This is a genomic window from Neobacillus drentensis (assembly GCF_036962765.1).
GTDB classification, from domain to species: Bacteria; Bacillota; Bacilli; order Bacillales; family Cytobacillaceae; genus Neobacillus; species Neobacillus drentensis_C.
Window position 1 is genome coordinate 1 of the sequence record NZ_JBALOS010000124.1, and the last position, 21,002, is coordinate 21,002.

Consider the following 21,002-nt stretch of genomic DNA (forward strand, 5'->3'; position numbering starts at 1 on the left):
CCGATAGACAAAATCGATGAGAAAGTTGGAAAAATGTCTATCGTAATGCTACTGAATAACAACCCACATAATTACTGGCGGATAATTGCACTTTACTGGCGGATAAGATCTGACTAAGGTCTCGTTTTTGTAGGTTATATCGCACATTGAGTCTCATATATTTATAAAAAAGATTCAACTTTTCTGGTTAATCCTTTTTTGACGTCTTCTATGCCTTGTGAGTCTAATCATAACTACCTTTCTTCTAGGTCCATTGACAGCTAATGAAAATAATTAACTCAAATAACAGTGGACCATTCTCGTATCAAACCTGGCTGTAAAAAAATATGTCAGGCCTCATACTTTTATCAGACAAGGAGCTGATGCAAATGAGTAACATGTTACCTGTTAATGGATGGCTGCATTATACTTATCGTCCGCAACAATCGCCAGAAACCATGAATAGGCGCCCAGTTGATAGACGCTTTGATCTGAGTTTCCAAAATGCGTCCGAAGAGGATCTAGGACAAGGGTTCAAACGCTATACTTGGAGCACTGGAATCCGGGTAAATAATCATGAATATGTAGACTTTCGATTAGAAGCACAAAGAAATGAAAAAGTGATTAGTGCAGGATACTTAACTGATCCAATCGAAAACATATATTCAGTACAAACCGGTCCTAGAGACCCTAATGTCATGGTCGTTATACTTCATAATGCATCAAACGTAGATTCAAAAGTTTACCTGTGGCTAGTGGTTAAAGGATAGTAATTTTGATCTACCTATGGTGTCAGGGCTCTTGCGAAATACAACAGCCCAATCTCTACTATTAGATAAAATCTTTACAAGAAACTGCATTATGTAGCGAAAAAGAACTCCTTAACCGAAGACTTTTCTCAGGCTAAACAACGTTTATTATTAGACTGATGCACCAACAATAATAATCAGAATGAAAAATACAACAATGAATACGACAGTGCTACCCCCATAACCGAATCCTCAGTAACCGAAACCGTCCCATCCGAAGCACATAATTTTCACCATTAATCAAAACAGAATACAAGTGCTTAGTTAAATTAAAAATTAAAATAAAAAGGCTTAACCACCTTGGTTCTTCAAATAAACAGATGCATAATCTAGAAAGTAGCCGCTAAAAGACCATATTCAAGCCTAGCCTTACAACTTAAAACAGGGATAGTCTCAATCTAAAAAAGCCCTACAAGTTAGGGCTTTTTTAGGTACTTCTTAGAAACAAATTACTGCACCTACCATAATTGATACGAATTAGCCTTTGGGATTAAGGAAGGCTATTATATAAAAGTTCCAACACAACACCGGCTAAAATCCATCTAGTAAAATAATTTGCCCACAAAAGGGCGGTGAAATCACCCTTTGTATTTTGTTTGGTAATGCGATAAAGCAAGTAAAGGAAAAATGTACCGATAGCTGTGATAATGAATATAAAAAGCGCCAGCCATTCCTTGTCCCTTAGGATATGAAGTGGTCCAATCCTCCCGACTGATAGAATTGACCAGAAAGGAGATTCCTTTTTCAATCTCAGCAGTAGGTTGGTCTAAAGCGGAAATAAGTGCATCCAATGCCCAAGCGGAATGTGTCAACGTGCTTTCACCAAGGGGAATATATTTTCCTTTATGATCACTATTGCAGGACTCGCCCCAACCGCCATCCTCATTCTGAATGTTTTTTAGCCATTCAACGGCGGAATCAATTGAGGGGTGAAGACGGGAGAGGCCAACAGCCATCAATCCTGTCACCGCCGCCCACGTCCCATAGATATAGCAAATCCCCCATCTGCCATACCAGGAACCATTCTGCTCCTGATTTTTAACCAGCCATTTCACGGCTTTTTTTACCGATTCATTTTGTGCCGGTAGGTTCGTGTAGTTCCCCAGGAATTCAATTGTCCGTCCAGTGATATCCGCACAAGTGGGGTCTGCTAAAATAAACCTGCCCTTTTCAATCGGCAATAGATTAAGTAGCTTTGAGTTTGTATTTTTTTCAAATGCTGCCCAGCCGCCATCATTATTTTGCATGGACAACAGCCAACTGATTCCCCGGTCCCAGGAATGGAGATTCGTAGAAGCAACCCTTGCAACAACACGAAGGGAAGTAGTTGTGTCATCGACATCAGGATGTATGGTGTTTACATCAGAAAAACCCCAACCGCCTGGTAACTGGTTCCGATTATGAATAATCCAATCACCAAACTTATGATGTTGCTTTCCTAACAGGTACTGATTCGCCTTAACGATCATCTCGTCGTCTGTCTCTACCCCGGCAGACTGTAATGCATAGCCAATCAACGAAGTATTCCATACATTCGCAGTGGTGTATTGCATATGTGGCAATCCATTAATCTCGCATTTCATCGACATAATACCGGAAAGTGCATTCACAATTAGCGGGTCTGTTTTCTTATATCCAAGGGACATAAGAGCGAAAATCATTAAAAAGGTACTGCTGTAATAGCTGAAAAGTGTCCCATCTTCCTCAATATGGTCAAGCATATATTTTTTCGCCCGTTCGATCGCTAGTTTGTGCAGCTGGTCCGGTAAACCCATCAAGCTGCTAATGCCCTCTTCTAAAATCGAAAGAAATGACCGCCATTCATTTGGCTGAATCCAGGAAACCTCCTGGTCTCGGGTCACAGTTAAGTCCTGAAGATTCGGGCTCTTTGCTGTCTTAAGTGAAAATTTTTTATCCATTAGCAGCATAATTGGTGTCATATTCGCTCTCCCAAATACCGAAAACGAATAAAAATTTATTGGAAATGGAAGCGGAAGCAAAATGACTTCGACGGGTAGTGGGAAAAAACTAGGATACTTTAATTGACCCGTCATCGCAAACATGATCTTTGCAAATATATTTGCTTCCTCCAATCCACCTTTTGCTAAAATAAATTTTTTCGCCTTTTTTAGTTGCGGGTCATCCTTCTGATAATACCCTGAATAGAGCAAAGCATAATAGGACTCAACCGTAGCCGTCAGATTTCCCTCACCCTCATCATAAAAAATCTTCCAAGCCCCGTTTTTTTCCTGTCTCGATAAGATTCTGGCAGCCAGTCCTTTAATCAATTCTTCATCCTCAATTTCCAAAGTCCTTAATAAAATGATCATATAGGCATCTGTAGAAATGCCTGTTTCAAAAGGATAGTTCCATGAGCCATCAGGCAATTGATGACTTCTCAATCTTTCGATAATCCACTCAGTCCCTTTTCTTGTATTAATCATCATGATCAACTCCATTCCTCTCTGGGTAATCAAATCTCCAATGAACATGCGCTGTTTAATTTAAACGTGACATTGTTCAGGTTTTTTTCTTGGTTTGAAGCTTTATTTGTTCCAGTAAAGAGGATTCCTTGGTAGTAAGAACCTTTTGCTTTTCTTTTTTTTGCGTCATCTTCTTTTTTAGTGTTTTTTTTATTTTCTCATGCGGGAGCTTTTCCTGATTTCACCAGAAAATGGAACTAACCCCCTTTACAAATTACCAATCTATGAAGAAATACATGGGATTCCTTTCAACTTTTAAATGATATTAATAAAGTAAGTGGATTATGCTAAAGCAGAGATGGACGATACATAGACGGAACGGTACGACAAGAATCACCATGAATGTTATATTAAAAATGGAAGAATTAAATTAAAGTAGATTACGAGGAAAGAAGCACTTCCCCACTATAAAACCTTTCATCTTAGACAAAATCAGAAGCTCGACAGGTAAAAGGTTTATGAGAATTCAAACTTTTATTTTCCCTATATGGTTTAACGTCGTTATGGTTATTAATGAGGTTCATCCATAAAAACCTGCCCCATGGTCAACCGTCACGAAACGACGCTCTTTTGACTAAATTCCAAATAGGCTATACTAATCAAACGTTTGATTAATCCCGCCTCAGGTACTGATAAATCCATTCCCCGAAACCAACCAAGGAAGAAATCTGTCGAGTTTCGAACAATAATTCCGCAGGAAATATTCCATCTTTCCCCAAAATCAGATGGATTTCTCTTGAATCTACAACATTCTATAAATACCGCCACTTTTCCACACTAACCAAACGTTTAATTGAAAGTGGACACAACCCTTACCATTCCTAGATCCCCCCAATATTTGTAGAAAAATAATGTTGAGAGTTGTCTTCAACAAGGTGAAAAACAGTCCTTACAGGCGCGGGGGCCGAGGAGGAATATATAAAATGAATCCCCTCCACATGATATGTGAAGGGGAACTCATTTTTTACTTACGACTGCATAGTGGGGTCTTCTTGTTTTCTAGAAAGTCTTTCCGAAAGAAATAAGCGCCACTTCAGAACTTCTCGTTATCCTCAGGGGTGATTCTCAACATGGGACATGAATTTTTTCCCTTCTCAGCAGGAATATTTTTATATATAATGGATATATAATAAAAAAGAGAAGTGCGTCAACACTTCTCCTTGCAACTTCTACCGTCAGGGTGGTGGTTGTCTATGTGTTATTTTTATGAGAACCACCCTTTTGCTTGCGACGGCGTAGGGCGGTTTTCTTGTTTTCTAGAACTTTTTTCTGAAAGAAATAGGCGCTCAATTCACGCACAACTCCCTTCAGAACTTCTCGTAGAATTTCAAGAAATGTTTCCATGATCATCACCTCCTTCCCGAAACGGAAAGAAGCGTAACAATCCACCACCCCAACAATATTCAGTTGCAACTTAATTCTATCATTTTATTTCTATCTAGAAGCCTATCAATCTTCGACAAAATCCGGGGCGTGACAAGCACGGGATTTAAGAAATTTTCAAATCTATAAATCCTTCGTAATTCGGCACTTAGGAAAACCGCTGCACCCTAAGAATTCTCCTCTTTTTCCTGTCCTCAAGACCATTGGGCTGCCACATTTACTACATGTCCCATTAGTACTACTAGAGACAGATGTAGTTAGCGTCGCTGATTCCGGCTTTTCACTAGCAGGGTTTAAAACAAGAATAAAATCTATTAACGTTTCTCGGTCCACCAGCATAACATTGCCTTTTTGGGCCAATTCTTTAGCCGCTTTGGTAAAATAGCTATTAGAAACTACCCAAGCCTCATCTGCCTTGTAATAAGATTTTGCCCCCATAACTTCTTGAACTGCTTTTATGCCTACATCCTTCGAATAGCGTTTTGCTTGAACAACAATCTTTTTTCCATCCTTATTAAGCAAGAGGTCTGCACCATAGTCGCCGCTGGCATTCGTTACTTTTACCTCATACCCTCTTGATAGATAAAGTTCTTTCAAATAATACTCAAACTGAATACCATCCATAGAATCAATATCATTGATTCCAGATTTTCTTAACCGCTCTTTTCGCCTTTTATTTTGTAATACTGCTAGAACAATGATCAATATCATGACCACCGCTACAATAAACAATGTTACATAAAGTTTTTGGGTAAAATAATAGGAAACTCCTGCCACCAATAAAAGTATCAACTTTATACTATCTTCTAATTGTCTCTGTTTTTTTTTTTGGTTCTCTTTTTACTCACACTAAATTCCCCCAATATTTAGCTAATACACTAATAACGACCCTATCATTCCACCATTATTAACCAGTTGGAAACTCACCATTTTTTAAAAAATTCGACGAATTCCGAGATGCCGAGAGCAAAAGAAATTCTCTCAACATTATGTGAAGGGAATTTCTTTATAGTTTATTTCACTCTGACTTTTGTTGTCTTACTTACATTTCCTGCTGCATCTTTTCCCGTCACAGATTCCTATTTTTTGAATGATTGGAAAATCGTATTAGATCCAGTTCAATTAAAGGTATCAAGCACATATTTCTGCTGTTGCTTAAGATATCCTTTAGCTTCGATCGTAATCCTTTCAACATCCTTAATGAAAGATAAATATTTTGAGTATTTTGTATTTTGTTGTGTTTCTTGAATACTTGTAGAGAGATTAGTCAGTTAATCTTACTACACATGGAGGGAAATAATGTGTGGATTTTAACACTATATTTACAAGACAGCATCAAAATGTTCGAGTATCACAATAAGGATGAGGCAAGGGAGGAGTATGATAAGGCAGATGGGTGTAAAATCCTTTCAGAGATCATCCGTTATACGGATTTTGAATAAATGAGGTAAGATAAAATCAGGCTGTGTCAGAAACTGGCGTGAACAAATTAGAATATTCTGTACGTTCCCATTGGACATAAAAAGAATTTACCAAGTATGACGGTTCAAAAGTTTACCCGTTGCTAGTGGTTAAAGGATAGTAATTTTGATCTACCTATGGCAACAGTACAATAAAAGCCTCCCCTCCAGGAGGCTTTTTCCTTATTTTGGGTACGGTGCACCGAGACGAATCAAAATGAGGTATAAAAATTGGAGAATCTCTAATAATAAAAAAATATTTATTAAAACAAACTTTATGTATTCGGCTATTAACGGAGTGAACGGTGTGCATAATTCTTATTGGTTTTTTGCTCTACTTATTTCAAGCACAATATTGTTTTGTTTTATACTATTTAAAAAAAGAAACACGCAAACCCTGTTTCTTTACTTAACAATGGTTGGATATGGTTATATTATCGAGACCACCATATTTAATTTCTTAGGATCCTATGATTATAACCCAAATATTATCAAACATAATTCTTTTTATGACAGTGAATTGGGAGCGTTTTTCTCAAACGCATTATCTTTACCGGTCACAGCAACCTTGATAGCAACTTTCCAGTTAAATTGGATTTGGATCGTCTTTTTTTCAGGATACTTTGTAGGGGTTGAATGGTTATTTTTAAAGCTTGATATCTATACACATCACTGGTGGAGGTTAGAATATACCGGATTGGGTCTTCCATTATATTTTGCTTTGGCCAAGCTTTTTTATAAATGGATTTTACAACCTTCAAAAGGATTCAGACACAATTTGATTCTCTATTTAATTACAGGCGCTATTTGTGCAAGTGCCCATATTCTTCCGATGCTCTTTTTCTCCAATCGGTATTATCGCCCTGGATGGTTTGAAAATCTTGGCCGCGATTCCATTGCCTTATCAGCAATTTGGTATTTATGCGCAAGCCTTTTTTATTGTCTAATGGTAAAAATCAACTGGAAACCTAAGTGGATAAAATACATTTTGACGGGATTATTTATTTATACAGTGAATCAAGTTCTAATAAAGATTGGAATCCTTCACAGTCTCGTATGGTGGGACAAGATGTTTTATGTTGGTTTAGCCTTATTTCTTATACTGCTTGTTGGACTCATTGATAAAAGATTGTCTAATCAAATATTAGCCGTTAAAAGTCCATCCTAAGAAAAACAGGTGCTATCCATTAGAGGAAAGCATCTGTTTAGAATATCTTTATTTAGTAGAAACCTCATTTACTTATGATAGGTAACTTTCAGACCGATGATGCACCATTTATTAATGATTGGTGCATTTCTATACCACTTTTTATCTTTCTTCCACATCTTTCGATTGCGTATCAGACATCTTAGGGAAAGAAATAACAGCCTTAAATAAATCTCCGTCAACGTGGATGTTAAATTTCCCCTTTTGAACTTCGATGAGGCTTTTCGCAATCGATAACCCAAGCCCGCTGCCTTGGCTGGATCTGGATTCATCGCCTCGCTTAAAACGTTCCATTAATTCGTCTGCTGAAATATTTAACTCATAGGCGGAAATATTCTTAAAGGTAAGCTGAATTTCACTACCTGCATCCTCGATATCGATATATACTCTGGAACCATTGAGCGCATATTTAAAGATATTCGATAATAAGTTTTCAATGGATCTCCATAGTAATTTTCCATCCGCTTCAATATAAACCTTTTCTTTGGGATGATTCAGCTTGAATTGCAAATGGGAGGCTTCAATCCTATCATTCACTTCTCCCAGCCCCTGGGTGATTAAAGAGGCAATATCAATTTTCTCAAAAGCAACTGAAATATTTCCACTCGTCGCCTTGGCCGCATCAAATAAATCATCGGTTAATAGTTTTAGCCTTTTCGATTTTTGATCTAAGATCTCGATATATTCGGCAGCCCTTGGCGTAACCTCTTCGCCTTTTAGTAAATCCACATAGGTGATGATCGATGTTAACGGTGTTCTAATATCATGAGAAACATTGGTGATTAACTCCGTTTTTAACCGCTCACTCTTGAGCTCACGATCAACAGCCTTTTTCAATCCATCCGTGATGCTGTTGATATTGCTCGCAAGTGCCTTAAACTCTCCACGGTTAGCCACATCGATTCGATGATGAAGATTTCCAGCCTTAATTTTTTCCACTCCATCCTGGATAGCTTGAAAACTCTTCACCTTTTTATAAGCAAGCCAGGATGCCAGGCCAATGGTAACCGGGAACATAAAAAACGTTAACGCAATCAATACTGGGTAACCAATCACGATTAATACCGTCTTGACCGCGACATTTCCTGTCTCATAGACATTCCTTACGATGGTAATGAGCTTATGGATGATAGCAAAAATCAGGGTATGCTTAAAGAACGTTTTATGTTTAATATGTTTAACCAGTGAGAGAATCAGAATAAACACCGCTGCTGAAATCGGGATGGTGATGGGAATGGCTATTTTATCTATACTTTGGTGTGCCACATTATCCATCGATGTAACCCAAACAGCAATTAGGCTAATACACAGCACGATATTAATATCATTGTATAGTTTATTCACTAGATGAAGGTGTACATGATCATCTTTAAATGACCTTCTTCCTGTAACGAGGATGAGATAGCCAAATGAAAGGATGAAACCTAGCAAAAATGCGGCTAAAATAGAAAGGTTCTTTGTGACAACTGCTTTTTCTTCATTCCATTCGTTTATTTTTTGGTTTAAAAAGTCGTCTGTAAATGCAACATAAACCACCAACTTTTCCTGATTCAATTCCTCAATTGGTTCTGTAATGAAATGTAATTGCTCATTCTCATTGATTACTTTAGGATAAATCTCTCGCTTATAATCCTCAAACATCAAATAAGTAGGATACTCTTTAAACTGCCCTTTTTCTTTCTTTGTCGTGTTCGTATAGACATTTACACCATCACTGGCATAATACAACGGATTTTTCTGCTCTGAAAGCTCTTGCAATAAGGCATGATAATTTCTTAAATCCTCCTTTATCAACTTTTCCTTAACCTGAGCAATCTTGTTAGCATACTCTTTTTTAAATGTGGAATAGTTCTCCGCTTCACTTAATTCCGGCCGATAGTTCTTAGGATAGAGCTCAAAATCTGAATATAACTCCATCTCTTCAACCCTCAACCTTTCTTCACCAATCGACCCGCCCTTTAAAATATTTTCCTCACTCTTATATTCCCTAAGAAGGGTAGAGAGATTGCTCACGATCTTTTCATTTTCTCTAACATATGCCTTACTGAGAAAGTAGTCCTCTTCCATAACCATGCTAAAATAACCATCATTGACAACTTCAACATTGATCATCGCTTTGATGATCCCTGTAAAACAAACGACCGCGATCATAAGAACAATGATTTTCGTTGTTAATAAGTGGCTATATTTTTTCAACTTTATAACCAACTCCCCACACCACCTTTAAATATTTTGGTTCCTTCGGATTGATTTCGATTTTCTCTCTTATTTTTCTAATATGTACGGATACGGTATTTTCCGGACTAAACGCCGTTTCATTCCATACCCTTTCATAGATATCCTCAATCGAAAAGACTCTTCCGGCGTTTGCCGTTAGCAATTTCAAAATCTTATATTGCACCGGGGTAAGATGGACCTCTTCCCCATCGACTGAGATGATTTTACTTTCATCATCTATGACCAGCCCCCCCGTCCGAAAGACATTCCTTTTGGTTTCAAGACTTCCCAATGTGGTATATCTCCTCAATTGGGACTTTACCCTTGCAATCAGCTCCAGGGGATTAAACGGCTTTGTTAGATAGTCATCTGCCCCTAAATTCAATCCGATAATTTTGTCCGAATCCTCCGATTTAGCAGAAAGCATAATCAATGGTATATTATTTTCTTCTCTAATCTTCATCGTAGCCCTTAACCCATCCATCATAGGCATCATAATATCCATGATAATAAGATGAATCTCATGATCTTTGATGATCTCTATGGCTTCCAAACCATTAAACGCTTTAAATATTTGATAGCCTTCATTTTCTAAATAAATTCCGATCGCATCGACGATCTCCTTATCATCATCACAAACCAATACGTGCATGGAAATTCACTCCCAATTATGGCGGTTACCATTTCTATCATCCTTTAGTATGACTACAAAAAGAATCATATCAAGCAAATCTTAACAAACACATGATGTAAATCTTAAGATTTTCTTAACGTCTAAAAAAAAATGGCTTTATATTTAAGTTTTGTATAAAGTCTTTTATATTAATCCTTTATTGAAATGCTATGCTTGATTTAAGTACGGGAGGTCACAGGGACGGTTTTCATGGTTTCTGATCAGATCTATGTCAAAAAAATGACGGCAGAACCGTCCCCTTGACCTTCAATATCGACACCTAAAAAGAAGAAGAGAAACCATCATTAGACGATTTCTCTTCTTCAAAAATAAAGTTAATCCATACCAGATTTGATTATATCAGCCTCAACTCTGGACATGAACTCTTCTACTGCGCTGTATCCTTGCTGCTTTAAATACCAGTTATTGGCTGCTGCCTCTATTAATCCAGCCACATCACGTCCAGGCTGAAGTTGGATTTCAATGGAAGGAATTTTAACACCCATATAGTCAGTATGATGATATTCCTGTTCTAAATCATTGTATAAGGCGTCCTTTTCCCACTTCGTTAAATTAATATCAAGGGAAATTCGTGTTTCATCCTGAAAAGCCTTACGACCGTATAAGCGGACCACATTTAACAATCCAATACTACGGAGAGCCAAAAATTCCTTCGTTTTCCCATCATGAGTACCCAGAATGGTTTGCGTGCTCAGCTTCTTTAGGACAATGTTATCATCCGATACCAGCCGGTGTCCGCGGCGAATTAATGTGTGGGCCGTCTCACTTTTGCCTACCCCCGAACTTCCACGAAGTAAGATTCCAATGCCAGACACATTCATACAAACTCCATGAATAGTAATTTCAGGTGCTAGTTCCTTTACCAAAAACGCATCCAATCTAGTGATAAACTCTGAAGTTGTCTCAGGCTGGTTTGTTACTAACAAGGGAATACCTTGCTTTGTACAATGGTGAATTAAATAGGTAAGCCCTTCTTCACCAGCGGTTACGATAAAACATGGCGGATGATAGTGAACAATATTTCCGATTCGAATTTTCCGTTCCTCTCTACTTAACTTATGTAAGTAGGTAATTTCCTTTTTTCCTAAAATTTGAACCTGTTCTGTTGGAAAAAAGTCAAAATGGCCCACAAACTCCAGCCCCGGGCGATGCACCCGTGATTGTGTAATGACCTTCTGCAAGTGGTTTTCTCCAGCCAGTACTTTCAATGAATACTTTTGAACCAAGCTTTCTACTGTTAATTTTTTCAACCTAAACTCACGTCCTATTAGCCTTTTATAAGATTATACTTAAGTTCAATGGAAACGTCATCCATTTAGGAAATGATTGCTGAAAGGCTAGATATTGTGTGTGTCCGGGAATGCATATTTATTGTAAGGATAAAATCTAGAAAAAAAGAAGAGATATGATTGATCAAAGACAATCTTTCTCTTCCTACAAGTAAATATATCAATATTAAAGTAATCCCTCTATTTATGTAATGAAAAACTTACAGGCTGTGATGAAAGAAGGAAAATTGGATGACCCAAATATTTTAACAAACAAAAAAAAGAGAGTTACTCTCTCTTTAAAATGATAATCTTTGTTATTTAAGCCCGTTTCTTAAACGGGTCTTCCCTATAATCTGCTTTTCGTTTATAAACAACTTTTCCTGATTCTTCTTTTCCATATTTGGAGGTAATAATTGCTCTTACACCTGTAACAGTTTCTCCAAGCTTATACGAATTTTTTTCTTCTTTCGATATCACTGCTCTTTTCATGAAGAAGCACCTCCAAAAATATTATTTATAATACTCAAAAGATTATAATTATTAAGAAATATATCATCGATCTGTTCTTGACTTAATGTCCTTCTTCCGGATATTGCAACCGTCAGAACGAACTGATTCCCTATAGGATAGCATAATACATAAGTATTATCAAAGGCAGTACTATTTTTTTGTAAAACCAGCTCCGTACTTTGTAAAAAACAATCAATGACAATAATTCTATCAGTATATCCTCTATTTTCATTAACATTAAATGCGTAAAATTTTCCTTTTCCATCATTGCCAGCAATCTGTCTCAAGCCATCGTTGCCCTTCGCTTGCCAAACTCCGATTCCTTCAACATAATAGGAATCTGGGGCTTGATAAGCGTTCCTGACAGCTTCTTGTAGATGTTCAAACTTTTTTGCTGGATCCACTAAGAGCCTTTTAGATAGCGTTCTTAGTATACGAATCAAGGCATAGTCTTTATCCATGTTTGTTTGGGCTTCCGCTAATAGCCTTGCTGGGTCCTGAAAGATGCCCAATTCTGCGATTTTTCTTTTAATAAAACTGCAAGGAATATTTACTGCGGCATCGTGGTTATTATCCCTTCGAATTTCGTACCTTAATACAGCAAGACCCTCCAAATCTGAGGGTAGACGAAACCCTTTAGCACCCTCACTTTCAGGTGTATTTCTGGGAATCATGTAAAAAACTCGTCCTCTTCTTAACCTTCCCCAGAATAACCCCATTTCAAACAAAGTATTGTCCCTTGTAGTAAATGTTAAGGTGCCTCGAATATTTATAATGTCATCGGGTGAAAATACAAATACTGCAAAATCATTTTCATCTAATTGTCGTTCAAGATTTTCCATATTGTATTCGAGTGGGCGAAATGCACCCGCTGACCAAGGAGTTACTTCAGCAACATGGGCGAGTGAATTATGAATCGCATTAACATATTCAATGGATTCTTTTGCAGATCCTATAAATACTTTTGGTTTGATTTGAGTCATAACTCCTCCAACAAATGTAATGAACAATATATTTATACAAATATTATATCATTTTTTCCATATTTTAGATTATTTAAAAATTTTCAATAAAATAAATTCGGAAAAATGAAAATTTTTGTTAAGTAGTGCACAGCTTTAAATTCTCAAAATACTTTTAACTTTTAACCATAATTTCTTTATTTTTTTGAAATGCAACGAAAAAGAATAAACTGCGGTATAAACAAAAATCAATACACAAAAAACAATATCCAACACTAAGGTTAAATCAAAGAATGTTTTCGTCATTAATTCCGAAAATATTTTGTAACTTGTTAAGATAACCAGCAATAACGGAAAAACCAATATATACAAATAACCAGATAAAGAACTAAACAGTTTAAAATTGTTTAGGTATGACTTTCCTTCTCTAGTGAACATTTCCCCTTGAGGATCGTAACATGAATTTAACTCGCCCTCGACCTTATGGATATAATGGTATTGTCGTTCAACAACTATGTTGATTTGAAAATACCTGACCACCAAACACAATAAAACAAACCATAACATCGTGTGAATTGCATCTCGATTTATGCTCAATGCGACTTTGAGTTGTTCCTTAACAATGTCGGAAACAGCTTTTGACGGATCAACAGGTATGATCGTCAGAATAAACATTACTGCGAAAACTAGCAAAGTATAAACGAATAATCGGTCTCTTAACTTCAAGTATTCCCTCTGTAAAGCAAAAGTATCTTTATAATGATCATGGAGTGTTTGAAACTTTACATCTTCCTCACCCATAAGATTACCTCAACATATAGATTTTTTAGAACAGTCATGATTCATCTTTAGGAAATGAATGATTCCGTGATACCCTAGCACCCTTAAGTTTCTGTTTACATCAAGTTATGATAAGTTTCTAGAAACATGTCCCATTTCCTGCAAAATTTCATTTATTATTTCCATATACATGGTCTGAAACAAAAGCCCTTCCATTGTCATCAATACATGAAAAGGCATTGTTTTTAGTTATTTTACAACCATAAGCTCGATTTTATGTCTTCATGAAAGTCGAATACACTCTGTTTATCTCTTCTGCCGGCTTTTTAAAAGTATTAAATATTGAATTTGACTTTTGCTTCCTTCCTTGCTCTGTTACATTCATTCTTTATTCTAGTTTGCCGGAGAGGAAGGAGAAGATTAACACAAGAACAAAATAATACAATCCCACAATCACATACGAATTCAATTGTTGAAAGCTGGATGCCGCGACGCTAAGGCCCGCCCCCCAAAATCCGTCATTTATAGGGTATTCCTCATTGCAGATACGTATAAAAAAGAAAGGAGGACCTGCAAATGCAAACAGGTCCTCCAACTTCTCCAAATGGATTTCTCTCAATATTCCATTTTTTTCTATTAAAACTCTGCCTTTTCGAAACTACCCAAACGTTTAAAATTAGTCTCAGCTCTCTATATACCTGACTTTCCTTTTGCAGATGCCCGAAATGAATGTCGAAGGTTCTCTTTCTAGCTAATTCATAGGTCTCCATGGTATGCTTTGGTGCATTTCCAGAATCACCTCTATGAGCAATTACTTGTATGTTTTTTTACTAGTTTCTGCAGCATAATTGATCTCTAATTTTGTATCAGAAAGAGACTCTACCCTGACATCATTTCTTTCCTATTTGAAAGAAGGGGATTCCAAATTGGCCTGACCCCAAATCAATAAAACCACCCTTTGCATCCAAACAGGGTGGTTTCAAGTTAAATAGCCTTTAACATCACTAGATGTGTGCTTCAAACCAATCCACAATGTAGTTTAGCCGATCTTTACGAAGGCTTGGTTTTCCACTTCTGGATAGTTCATGATTTTCTTCTGGGAATCGCACGAATTTGGTTTCTTTGCCTAGTCGTTTCAGGGCAATGAATAATTGCTCTGCCTGCTCTATTGGACACCGGTAATCTTTTTCACTATGAAGAATCAATAATGGTGTTTCTACATTTTTAATATAGGCAAGTGGTGAATGCCTCCATAGCGTTTCCATGTCACTTAAATCGGCGCCAATTTGCCACTCCGAAAAATAATAGCCAATATCACTAACCCCATAAAAACTAATCCAGTTCGAAATAGAACGCTGGGTGACAGCCGCTTTAAATCGATTCGTATGGCCGACAATCCAGTTCGTCATAAAGCCGCCATAGCTGCCGCCCGTTACACCTAGACGAGTTTCATCAATGAAATCATACTGGTCTAAAACATAATCAACAGCCAGCATGATATCTTGATAGTCACCGTTGCCGTAATCGCCTCGAACAGCATTGACGAATTCCTGGCCATATCCGTGACTGCCCCTTGGATTCACGCACAATACTGCATACCCTTTACCAGCCAATATTTGAAACTCATTCATATACGTATTTCCGTACATCGCATGCGGACCACCATGGATTTCAAGGATTAAAGGGTATTTTTCCCCCTCTTCAAAGTGGGCCGGCTTCATCAGCCATCCCTGAACATCCCAGCCATTTGCACCTTTAAATTCAAACGTTTCAGGTTTAGATAGAATTAACTCGTTTAAGGCCAGCTCATTTACATTGGTCAATTTTTCAATCGTTCTATTATCAGCGAGCGACAACAAGTAAATATCACCGATTTGATCAGGTTTACTAAGGGTGGCTAGTGCCTTTTGCGAATCCGAATGGACTGATAGCCCATAAACATGCTGCTCTCCCACATAAACCGGATGAATTTCGCCGCTGATATCCCCAAAATAAATATTTGTACTGCCATGGTCCGTCCCAATAAAATAAAAGCCCTTGCTATCACTTGTCCATAATAAACCAGGAGAAGCCGCACCTTGATGGAAGTCTCCCACCATATAATCACCGGCGAGACCTTCCCACTCTGGTGTAAGGCATGAGAGCGTCTTCGTGGCTGCTTCATAAAGCCAAATCTTTGGATGGGTAGCATTTTCGAATTCCCGCTGATGGCCAAACATCGCCAGATACTTCCCGTCCTGTGACCAAGATGCGTTTCCAAAATAGCCCGTTCCATCGGTCACAGGAGTTAATTCTTTACGATCAATATCTAGCAAATAAACATCCTGGTTAAACGACAAATCGTCCTCATCAGTTGCGTCTGCACCAACGGCTAGAATCTTCCCATCAGGCGACCAGCCATAAAGGCTCACATCATAATTACCGGTAGTAAGTTGAGTCAATTCTCCTGTTTTTACATCAACCATAGCGATTTGTTTGTAATGACCTTGCCAAAAACCTTCCGCATCGGATTTATATTTCATTTTCGTTACTTCAAGCGGTACGAGCTTTTCCTGCTTCTTCTCTTCTTCCTTGTCAAAAAAAGTTTGATCAGGAGTTAAAGATGTCGTAAATGCCAATTTTGTTCCATCCGGGGACCACACAGGGTTGCTTGCCCCACTAGGCAAAAACGTTATCTGTCTTGCTTCCCCGCCCTTCACACTTAACACATAGAGTTGGTTTTTTCCGCTTCGATTGGAAACAAAGCCTACCTGCGTACCCTCAGGGGACCATCTGGGTGTATAATTTCTCCCTTTTCCAAACGTCCATTGGTCAGGCTTGCAACTACTTTCTAATGTCTGATAAAATAAATGAGCTTGATACTCATCGGTCTCTTGATCAATCGTGGTTTGAACATACACAAACGACTGGCCATCAGGAGAAAACTGCGGGTTTACTACTGACTTCAATTGATATAAATCTTCTGCTTCTACCCCTCTTTTTATTGCCACCATTCTTCCTCCCATTCTATGAACTTACTTTTCATAAAATCAAAAATTTTAACGTTGCATGTAAAAACATTTTTACACCGATTTCTAGTGCATCTTCATCAATGGTGAAACCGGACCTTATCTAGTTTGATTGATTATCCCCTTTTAAAAAAGGAATTCAGCATTCTAGTATAAAACAAGTCCGACCAAAGAAACCGCAATCGAGCTAAAGCCAATCAAAAAGGAGGAAAGAGCCATTTGTCCAGCTAGCTTATTCTTAAAATGCTGCCATCCTTCATCCTCGGAAACTAGTTGGTCGACGCGTTCCATTGCCCTTGACCTTGGCGTTGCAAACGAACCAAGCGTCCGGAATCCATGGAAAAATAATGATAGGAACCCGGATTGAAAGATAACAAAGCATGCTCCTGCCAAGAGGCTGATGATTCCAGCCAGGAAAGAATGGTTAATCAAATCAACCAGAGAAAGGTCCGCTGCCTTTTTTATAACGATCCATACCAAAGTAGTTAATAGAAATGGAATAAGTTTTTTCATGCTTTCTCTTCCTCCCTGTTGGAAAAAATATGTATGAATGTGTCTTTTAAAAGGGTAAGCAGACAGGATAAAACTAAATCCTGCCTGCACTCCAATCAAACTGCTTATTATTCAGAAACTTTTTTTGCCCATTTCACATTTGGATAGCGGTTAAATGGATAAACGACATCTTCAAATTTAGGTGATGTTAGGTACGTATTTGTATAATGGTAGACTGGTACAAAAGGCAGTTCTTCCATTAATACTTTTTCTGCATCATGCATCAACTGGAAGTGCTTGTCTGGATCTTGCTCTACCTTTGCTTGAGCGATTAAGCTATCATACTTTTCGCTCTTCCAACCAGTACGGTTATTTGGACTTTCTCCTAGGTAATAGTCAAGAATAACGGCTGGATCAAGCAGTACCCCAATCCATCCCATACGAGCCATTTGGTAGTTCTTTTGAGCAGTGGTATCTAGATATGTTTTCCATTCTTGGTTCGCTAATTTAATATTTACACCAAGATTCTTCTTATACATTTCTTGAACCGCTTCAGCAATTTTCTTGTGGTTTTCTGCTGTATTATACAATAATGTTACTTCAGGTAATGTTGACCAACCCTCTTCAGCCATACCTTCTTTTAGTAATTTCTTAGCTTCTTCAGCATTTTCTTTGAAATATTCTCCCCCAGCCTTACGGAAATCGCCTTTAGATGTTTCCACTCCAGGCGGAACAAATGCATAGGCAGGAGTCTCGCCAGCTTTCGTGATGTTTTTCGTTAACGCCTCACGATCAAGAGCCATGGCAAATGCACGACGAACTTTCGCATTTGTAAATGGAGCTTTCTCTACGTTAAACATGTACATATAAGTTCCAAAGTATGGAACATTTTTAAATTCTTTGTTGCTTTGTTCTTGTGCTACTACGTCTGTTGGTAATGTTTGAATTAAATCAAGTTCACCTGATTTATACATTTGATAATACGTTGTTGCGTCAGTAACCATCTTCCAAGTCACTTTTGTTAAGTTAACTTCTTTATTGTTCCAGTAGTTTTCATTCTTTTCCACCACTACTTGGCTATCATGCTTCCATTCTGTCATTTTGAATGGACCATTACTGATATATCCTGTTGCTTCTGCTGCCCAATTTTTGTTTCCTTCTACAAGCTCTTTCTTAACTGGGTAGAAGGTCCACATGGTTAATAATTCGTTGAAGTAGCCAAGCGGTGCATTTAATTCTACTACAAGCGTCTTATCATCTTTTGCTGTTACACCAACATTTTCAACAGGACCTTTTCCTTTGTTGTATTCTTCTGCACCCTTAATATAGTACAGATAAAAGGCGAATTGGCTTCCTGTTTCAGGATTCAATACACGCTTCCAAGCGTATTCAAAGTCCTGTGCGGTTACAGGTGTTCCATCAGACCATTTTGCATCATCACGAAGTGTGAATGTATACGTTTTTCCATCTTCAGAAGCCTTTGTTTCTTTTGCAACACCAGGTACTGGCTTTCCTTCTTTATCCTTTGTAAATAATCCTTCAAAAATATGATCCAATACCCAGCCTGAAGTTGTATCGGTTGCCATTGCCGGGTCGATTGCCGGTGGCTCACTCATGGCGTTTAACGTGAGTTCCTGTTTTACATTTTTTGCACTTGTGCCTGAAGCTTTTTCATCGTTCCCGCCGCTGCAGCCAGCTAGGACGGAACTTAGCATAAGTACTGCTGCAAGTGACCATAACCACTTTTTCATTTGATTTCCCCCTGATTTTTATTAGTTATATAGATGACAGGCTGTCCAATGATTCGCTTTTACTTCTTTCCAGACTGGAACAGATTCGGCGCAAATAGACATAGCATGTGGACATCTTGTACGGAACCGGCAACCGCTTGGCGGATTGACCGGGCTTGGCGGATCTCCCTGAAGGACAATTCGCTCTCGTTTTGCTGCGCTAGGATTCGCAACTGGTATGGCTGATAATAATGCCTGTGTATAAGGATGAAGCGGCTCAGCAAATAAATCTTGGCTATTGGCCAGTTCCATCATTTTTCCAAGGTACATAACCCCAATCCTGTCGCTGATGTGCTTAACCATGCCGAGGTCATGAGCAATAAATAAGTACGTTAACCCTTCCTGCACTTTTAAATCCTCCATCAAGTTGATGACCTGGGCCTGGATGGAAACATCCAAGGCCGAAATCGGTTCATCGGCGACGATAAACTTTGGATTCACGGCCAGGGCACGGGCAATCCCAATACGCTGACGCTGTCCGCCGCTAAATTCATGCGGATATCGTTTGGCTTGTTCAGGCCGCAGACCTACCCTGCTGAGAAGGTCAAAGATCCGCTCTTGTCTCTCTTTTCCCTTTGCCAAACCATGAGCATCCATTCCTTCGGCGATAATGTCACCAACTCGCATTCTTGGATTTAAAGAGGCATATGGATCCTGGAAAATAATTTGCATTTCACGATTAACGATTGCTTTTTCTTTTCGACCAAGCGTGTCTACATCCACACCATTGTAGAGGATTTTACCTGCAGATGGCTTTTGAAGTCCGACAATCGTTTTACCAAGTGTAGACTTTCCGCTTCCGCTCTCCCCAACTAGTCCAAAGGTTTCTCCTTTGCGGATGGTGATGGAAATATCATCAACGGATTTAACCGTTTGATCCCTTTTGATGTTGAAGTATTTTTTCATGCCTTCTACTTGAACAATCGTTCCACTCATTCTGTAACCCTCCCTGCTGCGACTTCCATTTCCTCTAATGGTGCACGAGGATCATTTAACCAGCATTTAGCAGAATGGCCTTTCCCTACTTCGAAGGCAGGAGGCATTTCCTCTAAGCAAATCTCCATGGCATATTTACATCTTGGCGCAAATGGGCAGCCCTTTGGTGGTGAAAATAAATCAGGCGGTGAACCCTCAATCGGAATCAAGCGGGATTTATGTTCCGACTCTAAATCCGGAATTGACTCCATTAATCCCCAAGTATATGGATGCTTCGGATTTTCAAACAACTCCTGTACAGTTGCGCTTTCTACCATCATGCCGGCATACATGACAATCACTCGTTCAGCAGTTTCAGCTACAACCCCCAAATCATGGGTAATTAAAATGATTGCAGTATTCATTTTTTCTTTTAAGTCTTTCATCAAATCAAGCACCTGGGCTTGAATGGTTACATCAAGTGCTGTTGTCGGCTCATCTGCGATCAGCAGCGCCGGATTACAAGAAAGTGCAATCGCAATCATGGCCCTTTGTCTCATCCCGCCACTAAACTCGTGTGGATACTGACTGTACCGTTCTTCAGGATTTGGAATTCCAACCAGGCGAATCATTTCTATCGCCCGCTTTTTTGCTTCTGACTTACTAAGTTTTTGATGGAAGATAAGCCCTTCCTCAATTTGCTTACCAATTTTCATGGTCGGATTTAAGGATGTCATTGGATCTTGGAAGACCATACTAATCTTCGAACCTTTTATTTTCTGTAAATCCCGTTTTGATAGTTTAAGAAGGTCTTGGTTTTCAAACAGGATTTCACCGTTTTTTACTTTTCCTGGAGGGGTTGGGATCAAACCCATAATGGTTTGGACAGTGACACTCTTTCCACTGCCGCTTTCGCCGACAATGGCGACAATCTCTCCTTTATCCACATGAAAGGAGACATTGCGGACTGCTTGAACCTCTCCCCCGTAGGTTTTAAAGTTAACTTCTAAGTTTTTCACGTCAAGTAAATGAGCCATGGTCA

Annotated in this window: 17 protein-coding genes and 2 pseudogenes; 3 read left to right on the forward strand and 16 right to left on the reverse strand. The window is 38.5% G+C overall.

Features of this window, described 5'->3' with window-relative positions:
• Nucleotides 1–368: 368 nt before the first annotated feature.
• Entirely contained in the window at nt 369–749 is a 381-nt protein-coding gene (locus V7137_RS16120; protein WP_335699024.1) for a hypothetical protein, read from the forward strand.
• A 150-nt stretch (nt 750–899) separates the two neighbouring features.
• Here the strand turns inward: V7137_RS16120 and V7137_RS16125 are convergent.
• The 4 genes and pseudogenes from V7137_RS16125 to V7137_RS16140 form a co-directional block, all read right to left on the reverse strand.
• Nucleotides 900–968, reverse strand: a pseudogene (locus tag V7137_RS16125) (YjcZ family sporulation protein); the annotation flags it as partial.
• Nucleotides 969–1,366: 398 nt separating this feature from the next.
• Complete coding sequence (gene shc / locus V7137_RS16130) at nt 1,367–3,235, reverse strand: squalene--hopene cyclase (protein WP_420490141.1); 1,869 nt, start codon at nt 3,233–3,235, stop codon at nt 1,367–1,369.
• A gap of 1,227 nt (nt 3,236–4,462) precedes the next feature.
• On the reverse strand, nt 4,463–4,615 hold the full coding sequence (locus V7137_RS16135) for a hypothetical protein (RefSeq protein ID WP_335699026.1): 153 nt from the start codon (nt 4,613–4,615) through the stop codon (nt 4,463–4,465).
• A 162-nt stretch (nt 4,616–4,777) separates the two neighbouring features.
• Nucleotides 4,778–5,446 carry a restriction endonuclease gene (locus tag V7137_RS16140; protein ID WP_335699027.1) on the reverse strand — a complete coding sequence of 223 codons (669 nt, stop codon included), beginning with the start codon at nt 5,444–5,446 and terminating at the stop codon, nt 4,778–4,780.
• 509 nt (nt 5,447–5,955) lie between these two features.
• Between V7137_RS16140 and V7137_RS16145 the strand changes: the two genes are divergently transcribed.
• Nucleotides 5,956–6,096: a hypothetical protein gene (locus tag V7137_RS16145; RefSeq protein ID WP_335699028.1), complete on the forward strand. Its 141-nt coding sequence runs from the start codon at nt 5,956–5,958 to the stop codon at nt 6,094–6,096.
• Nucleotides 6,097–6,421: 325 nt separating this feature from the next.
• On the forward strand, nt 6,422–7,282 hold the full coding sequence (locus tag V7137_RS16150) for a hypothetical protein (RefSeq protein ID WP_335699029.1): 861 nt from the start codon (nt 6,422–6,424) through the stop codon (nt 7,280–7,282).
• A gap of 141 nt (nt 7,283–7,423) precedes the next feature.
• On the opposite strand, the gene V7137_RS16155 is transcribed toward V7137_RS16150, so the two are convergent.
• The 12 genes and pseudogenes from V7137_RS16155 to V7137_RS16205 form a co-directional block, all read right to left on the reverse strand.
• Complete coding sequence (locus tag V7137_RS16155; protein ID WP_335699030.1) at nt 7,424–9,529, reverse strand: sensor histidine kinase; 2,106 nt, start codon at nt 9,527–9,529, stop codon at nt 7,424–7,426.
• The gene (locus tag V7137_RS16160) at nt 9,504–10,190 is read right to left on the reverse strand and encodes a response regulator transcription factor (protein ID WP_335699031.1); all 687 of its coding nucleotides are present in this window, start codon (nt 10,188–10,190) and stop codon (nt 9,504–9,506) included. Before V7137_RS16160 ends, V7137_RS16155 begins: the two co-directional genes overlap by 26 nt.
• A 356-nt stretch (nt 10,191–10,546) precedes the next feature.
• Nucleotides 10,547–11,482: an HPr(Ser) kinase/phosphatase gene (gene hprK / locus V7137_RS16165; RefSeq protein ID WP_335699032.1), complete on the reverse strand. Its 936-nt coding sequence runs from the start codon at nt 11,480–11,482 to the stop codon at nt 10,547–10,549.
• Nucleotides 11,483–11,821: 339 nt separating this feature from the next.
• Nucleotides 11,822–11,992 carry a hypothetical protein gene (locus tag V7137_RS16170; RefSeq protein WP_335699033.1) on the reverse strand — a complete coding sequence of 57 codons (171 nt, stop codon included), beginning with the start codon at nt 11,990–11,992 and terminating at the stop codon, nt 11,822–11,824.
• Nucleotides 11,989–12,996 (reverse strand): TIR domain-containing protein, encoded by a 1,008-nt coding sequence (locus tag V7137_RS16175; RefSeq protein ID WP_335699034.1) that lies wholly within the window; start codon nt 12,994–12,996, stop codon nt 11,989–11,991. The genes V7137_RS16170 and V7137_RS16175 overlap by 4 nt, the downstream gene beginning before the upstream one ends.
• A gap of 135 nt (nt 12,997–13,131) precedes the next feature.
• A complete protein-coding gene (locus tag V7137_RS16180; RefSeq protein ID WP_335699035.1) occupies nt 13,132–13,776 on the reverse strand; it encodes a hypothetical protein in 645 nt (214 codons plus the stop codon).
• 370 nt (nt 13,777–14,146) lie between these two features.
• Nucleotides 14,147–14,266 (reverse strand): annotated as a pseudogene (locus V7137_RS30700) (amino acid ABC transporter permease); the annotation flags it as partial.
• A 493-nt stretch (nt 14,267–14,759) separates the two neighbouring features.
• Nucleotides 14,760–16,748, reverse strand: a complete 1,989-nt coding sequence (locus V7137_RS16185; protein ID WP_335699036.1) for a S9 family peptidase — start codon at nt 16,746–16,748, stop codon at nt 14,760–14,762.
• Nucleotides 16,749–16,910: 162 nt separating this feature from the next.
• Entirely contained in the window at nt 16,911–17,276 is a 366-nt protein-coding gene (locus tag V7137_RS16190; RefSeq protein ID WP_335699037.1) for a DUF3899 domain-containing protein, read from the reverse strand.
• A 107-nt stretch (nt 17,277–17,383) separates the two neighbouring features.
• The gene (locus tag V7137_RS16195; protein ID WP_335699038.1) at nt 17,384–19,006 is read right to left on the reverse strand and encodes a peptide ABC transporter substrate-binding protein; all 1,623 of its coding nucleotides are present in this window, start codon (nt 19,004–19,006) and stop codon (nt 17,384–17,386) included.
• A gap of 21 nt (nt 19,007–19,027) precedes the next feature.
• Nucleotides 19,028–19,981 carry an ABC transporter ATP-binding protein gene (locus V7137_RS16200; RefSeq protein ID WP_335699039.1) on the reverse strand — a complete coding sequence of 318 codons (954 nt, stop codon included), beginning with the start codon at nt 19,979–19,981 and terminating at the stop codon, nt 19,028–19,030.
• On the reverse strand, nt 19,978–20,997 hold the full coding sequence (locus tag V7137_RS16205; protein ID WP_335699040.1) for an ABC transporter ATP-binding protein: 1,020 nt from the start codon (nt 20,995–20,997) through the stop codon (nt 19,978–19,980). The genes V7137_RS16200 and V7137_RS16205 overlap by 4 nt, the downstream gene beginning before the upstream one ends.
• Nucleotides 20,998–21,002: the final 5 nt, after the last annotated feature.

Excerpts from the sequence above, each read along its gene's own strand:
- V7137_RS16120 (WP_335699024.1), top strand. The coding sequence starts at position 369 with ATGAGTAACATGTTACCTGTTAATGGATGGCTGCATTATACTTATCGT.
- shc (WP_420490141.1), bottom strand. The coding sequence starts at position 3,235 with ATGATGATTAATACAAGAAAAGGGACTGAGTGGATTATCGAAAGATTG.
- V7137_RS16135 (WP_335699026.1), bottom strand. The coding sequence starts at position 4,615 with ATGGAAACATTTCTTGAAATTCTACGAGAAGTTCTGAAGGGAGTTGTG.
- V7137_RS16160 (WP_335699031.1), bottom strand. The coding sequence starts at position 10,190 with ATGCACGTATTGGTTTGTGATGATGATAAGGAGATCGTCGATGCGATC.
- V7137_RS16170 (WP_335699033.1), bottom strand. The coding sequence starts at position 11,992 with ATGAAAAGAGCAGTGATATCGAAAGAAGAAAAAAATTCGTATAAGCTT.
- V7137_RS16175 (WP_335699034.1), bottom strand. The coding sequence starts at position 12,996 with ATGACTCAAATCAAACCAAAAGTATTTATAGGATCTGCAAAAGAATCC.
- V7137_RS16180 (WP_335699035.1), bottom strand. The coding sequence starts at position 13,776 with ATGGGTGAGGAAGATGTAAAGTTTCAAACACTCCATGATCATTATAAA.
- V7137_RS16185 (WP_335699036.1), bottom strand. The coding sequence starts at position 16,748 with ATGGTGGCAATAAAAAGAGGGGTAGAAGCAGAAGATTTATATCAATTG.
- V7137_RS16190 (WP_335699037.1), bottom strand. The coding sequence starts at position 17,276 with ATGAAAAAACTTATTCCATTTCTATTAACTACTTTGGTATGGATCGTT.
- V7137_RS16195 (WP_335699038.1), bottom strand. The coding sequence starts at position 19,006 with ATGAAAAAGTGGTTATGGTCACTTGCAGCAGTACTTATGCTAAGTTCC.
- V7137_RS16200 (WP_335699039.1), bottom strand. The coding sequence starts at position 19,981 with ATGAGTGGAACGATTGTTCAAGTAGAAGGCATGAAAAAATACTTCAAC.
- V7137_RS16205 (WP_335699040.1), bottom strand. The coding sequence starts at position 20,997 with ATGGCTCATTTACTTGACGTGAAAAACTTAGAAGTTAACTTTAAAACC.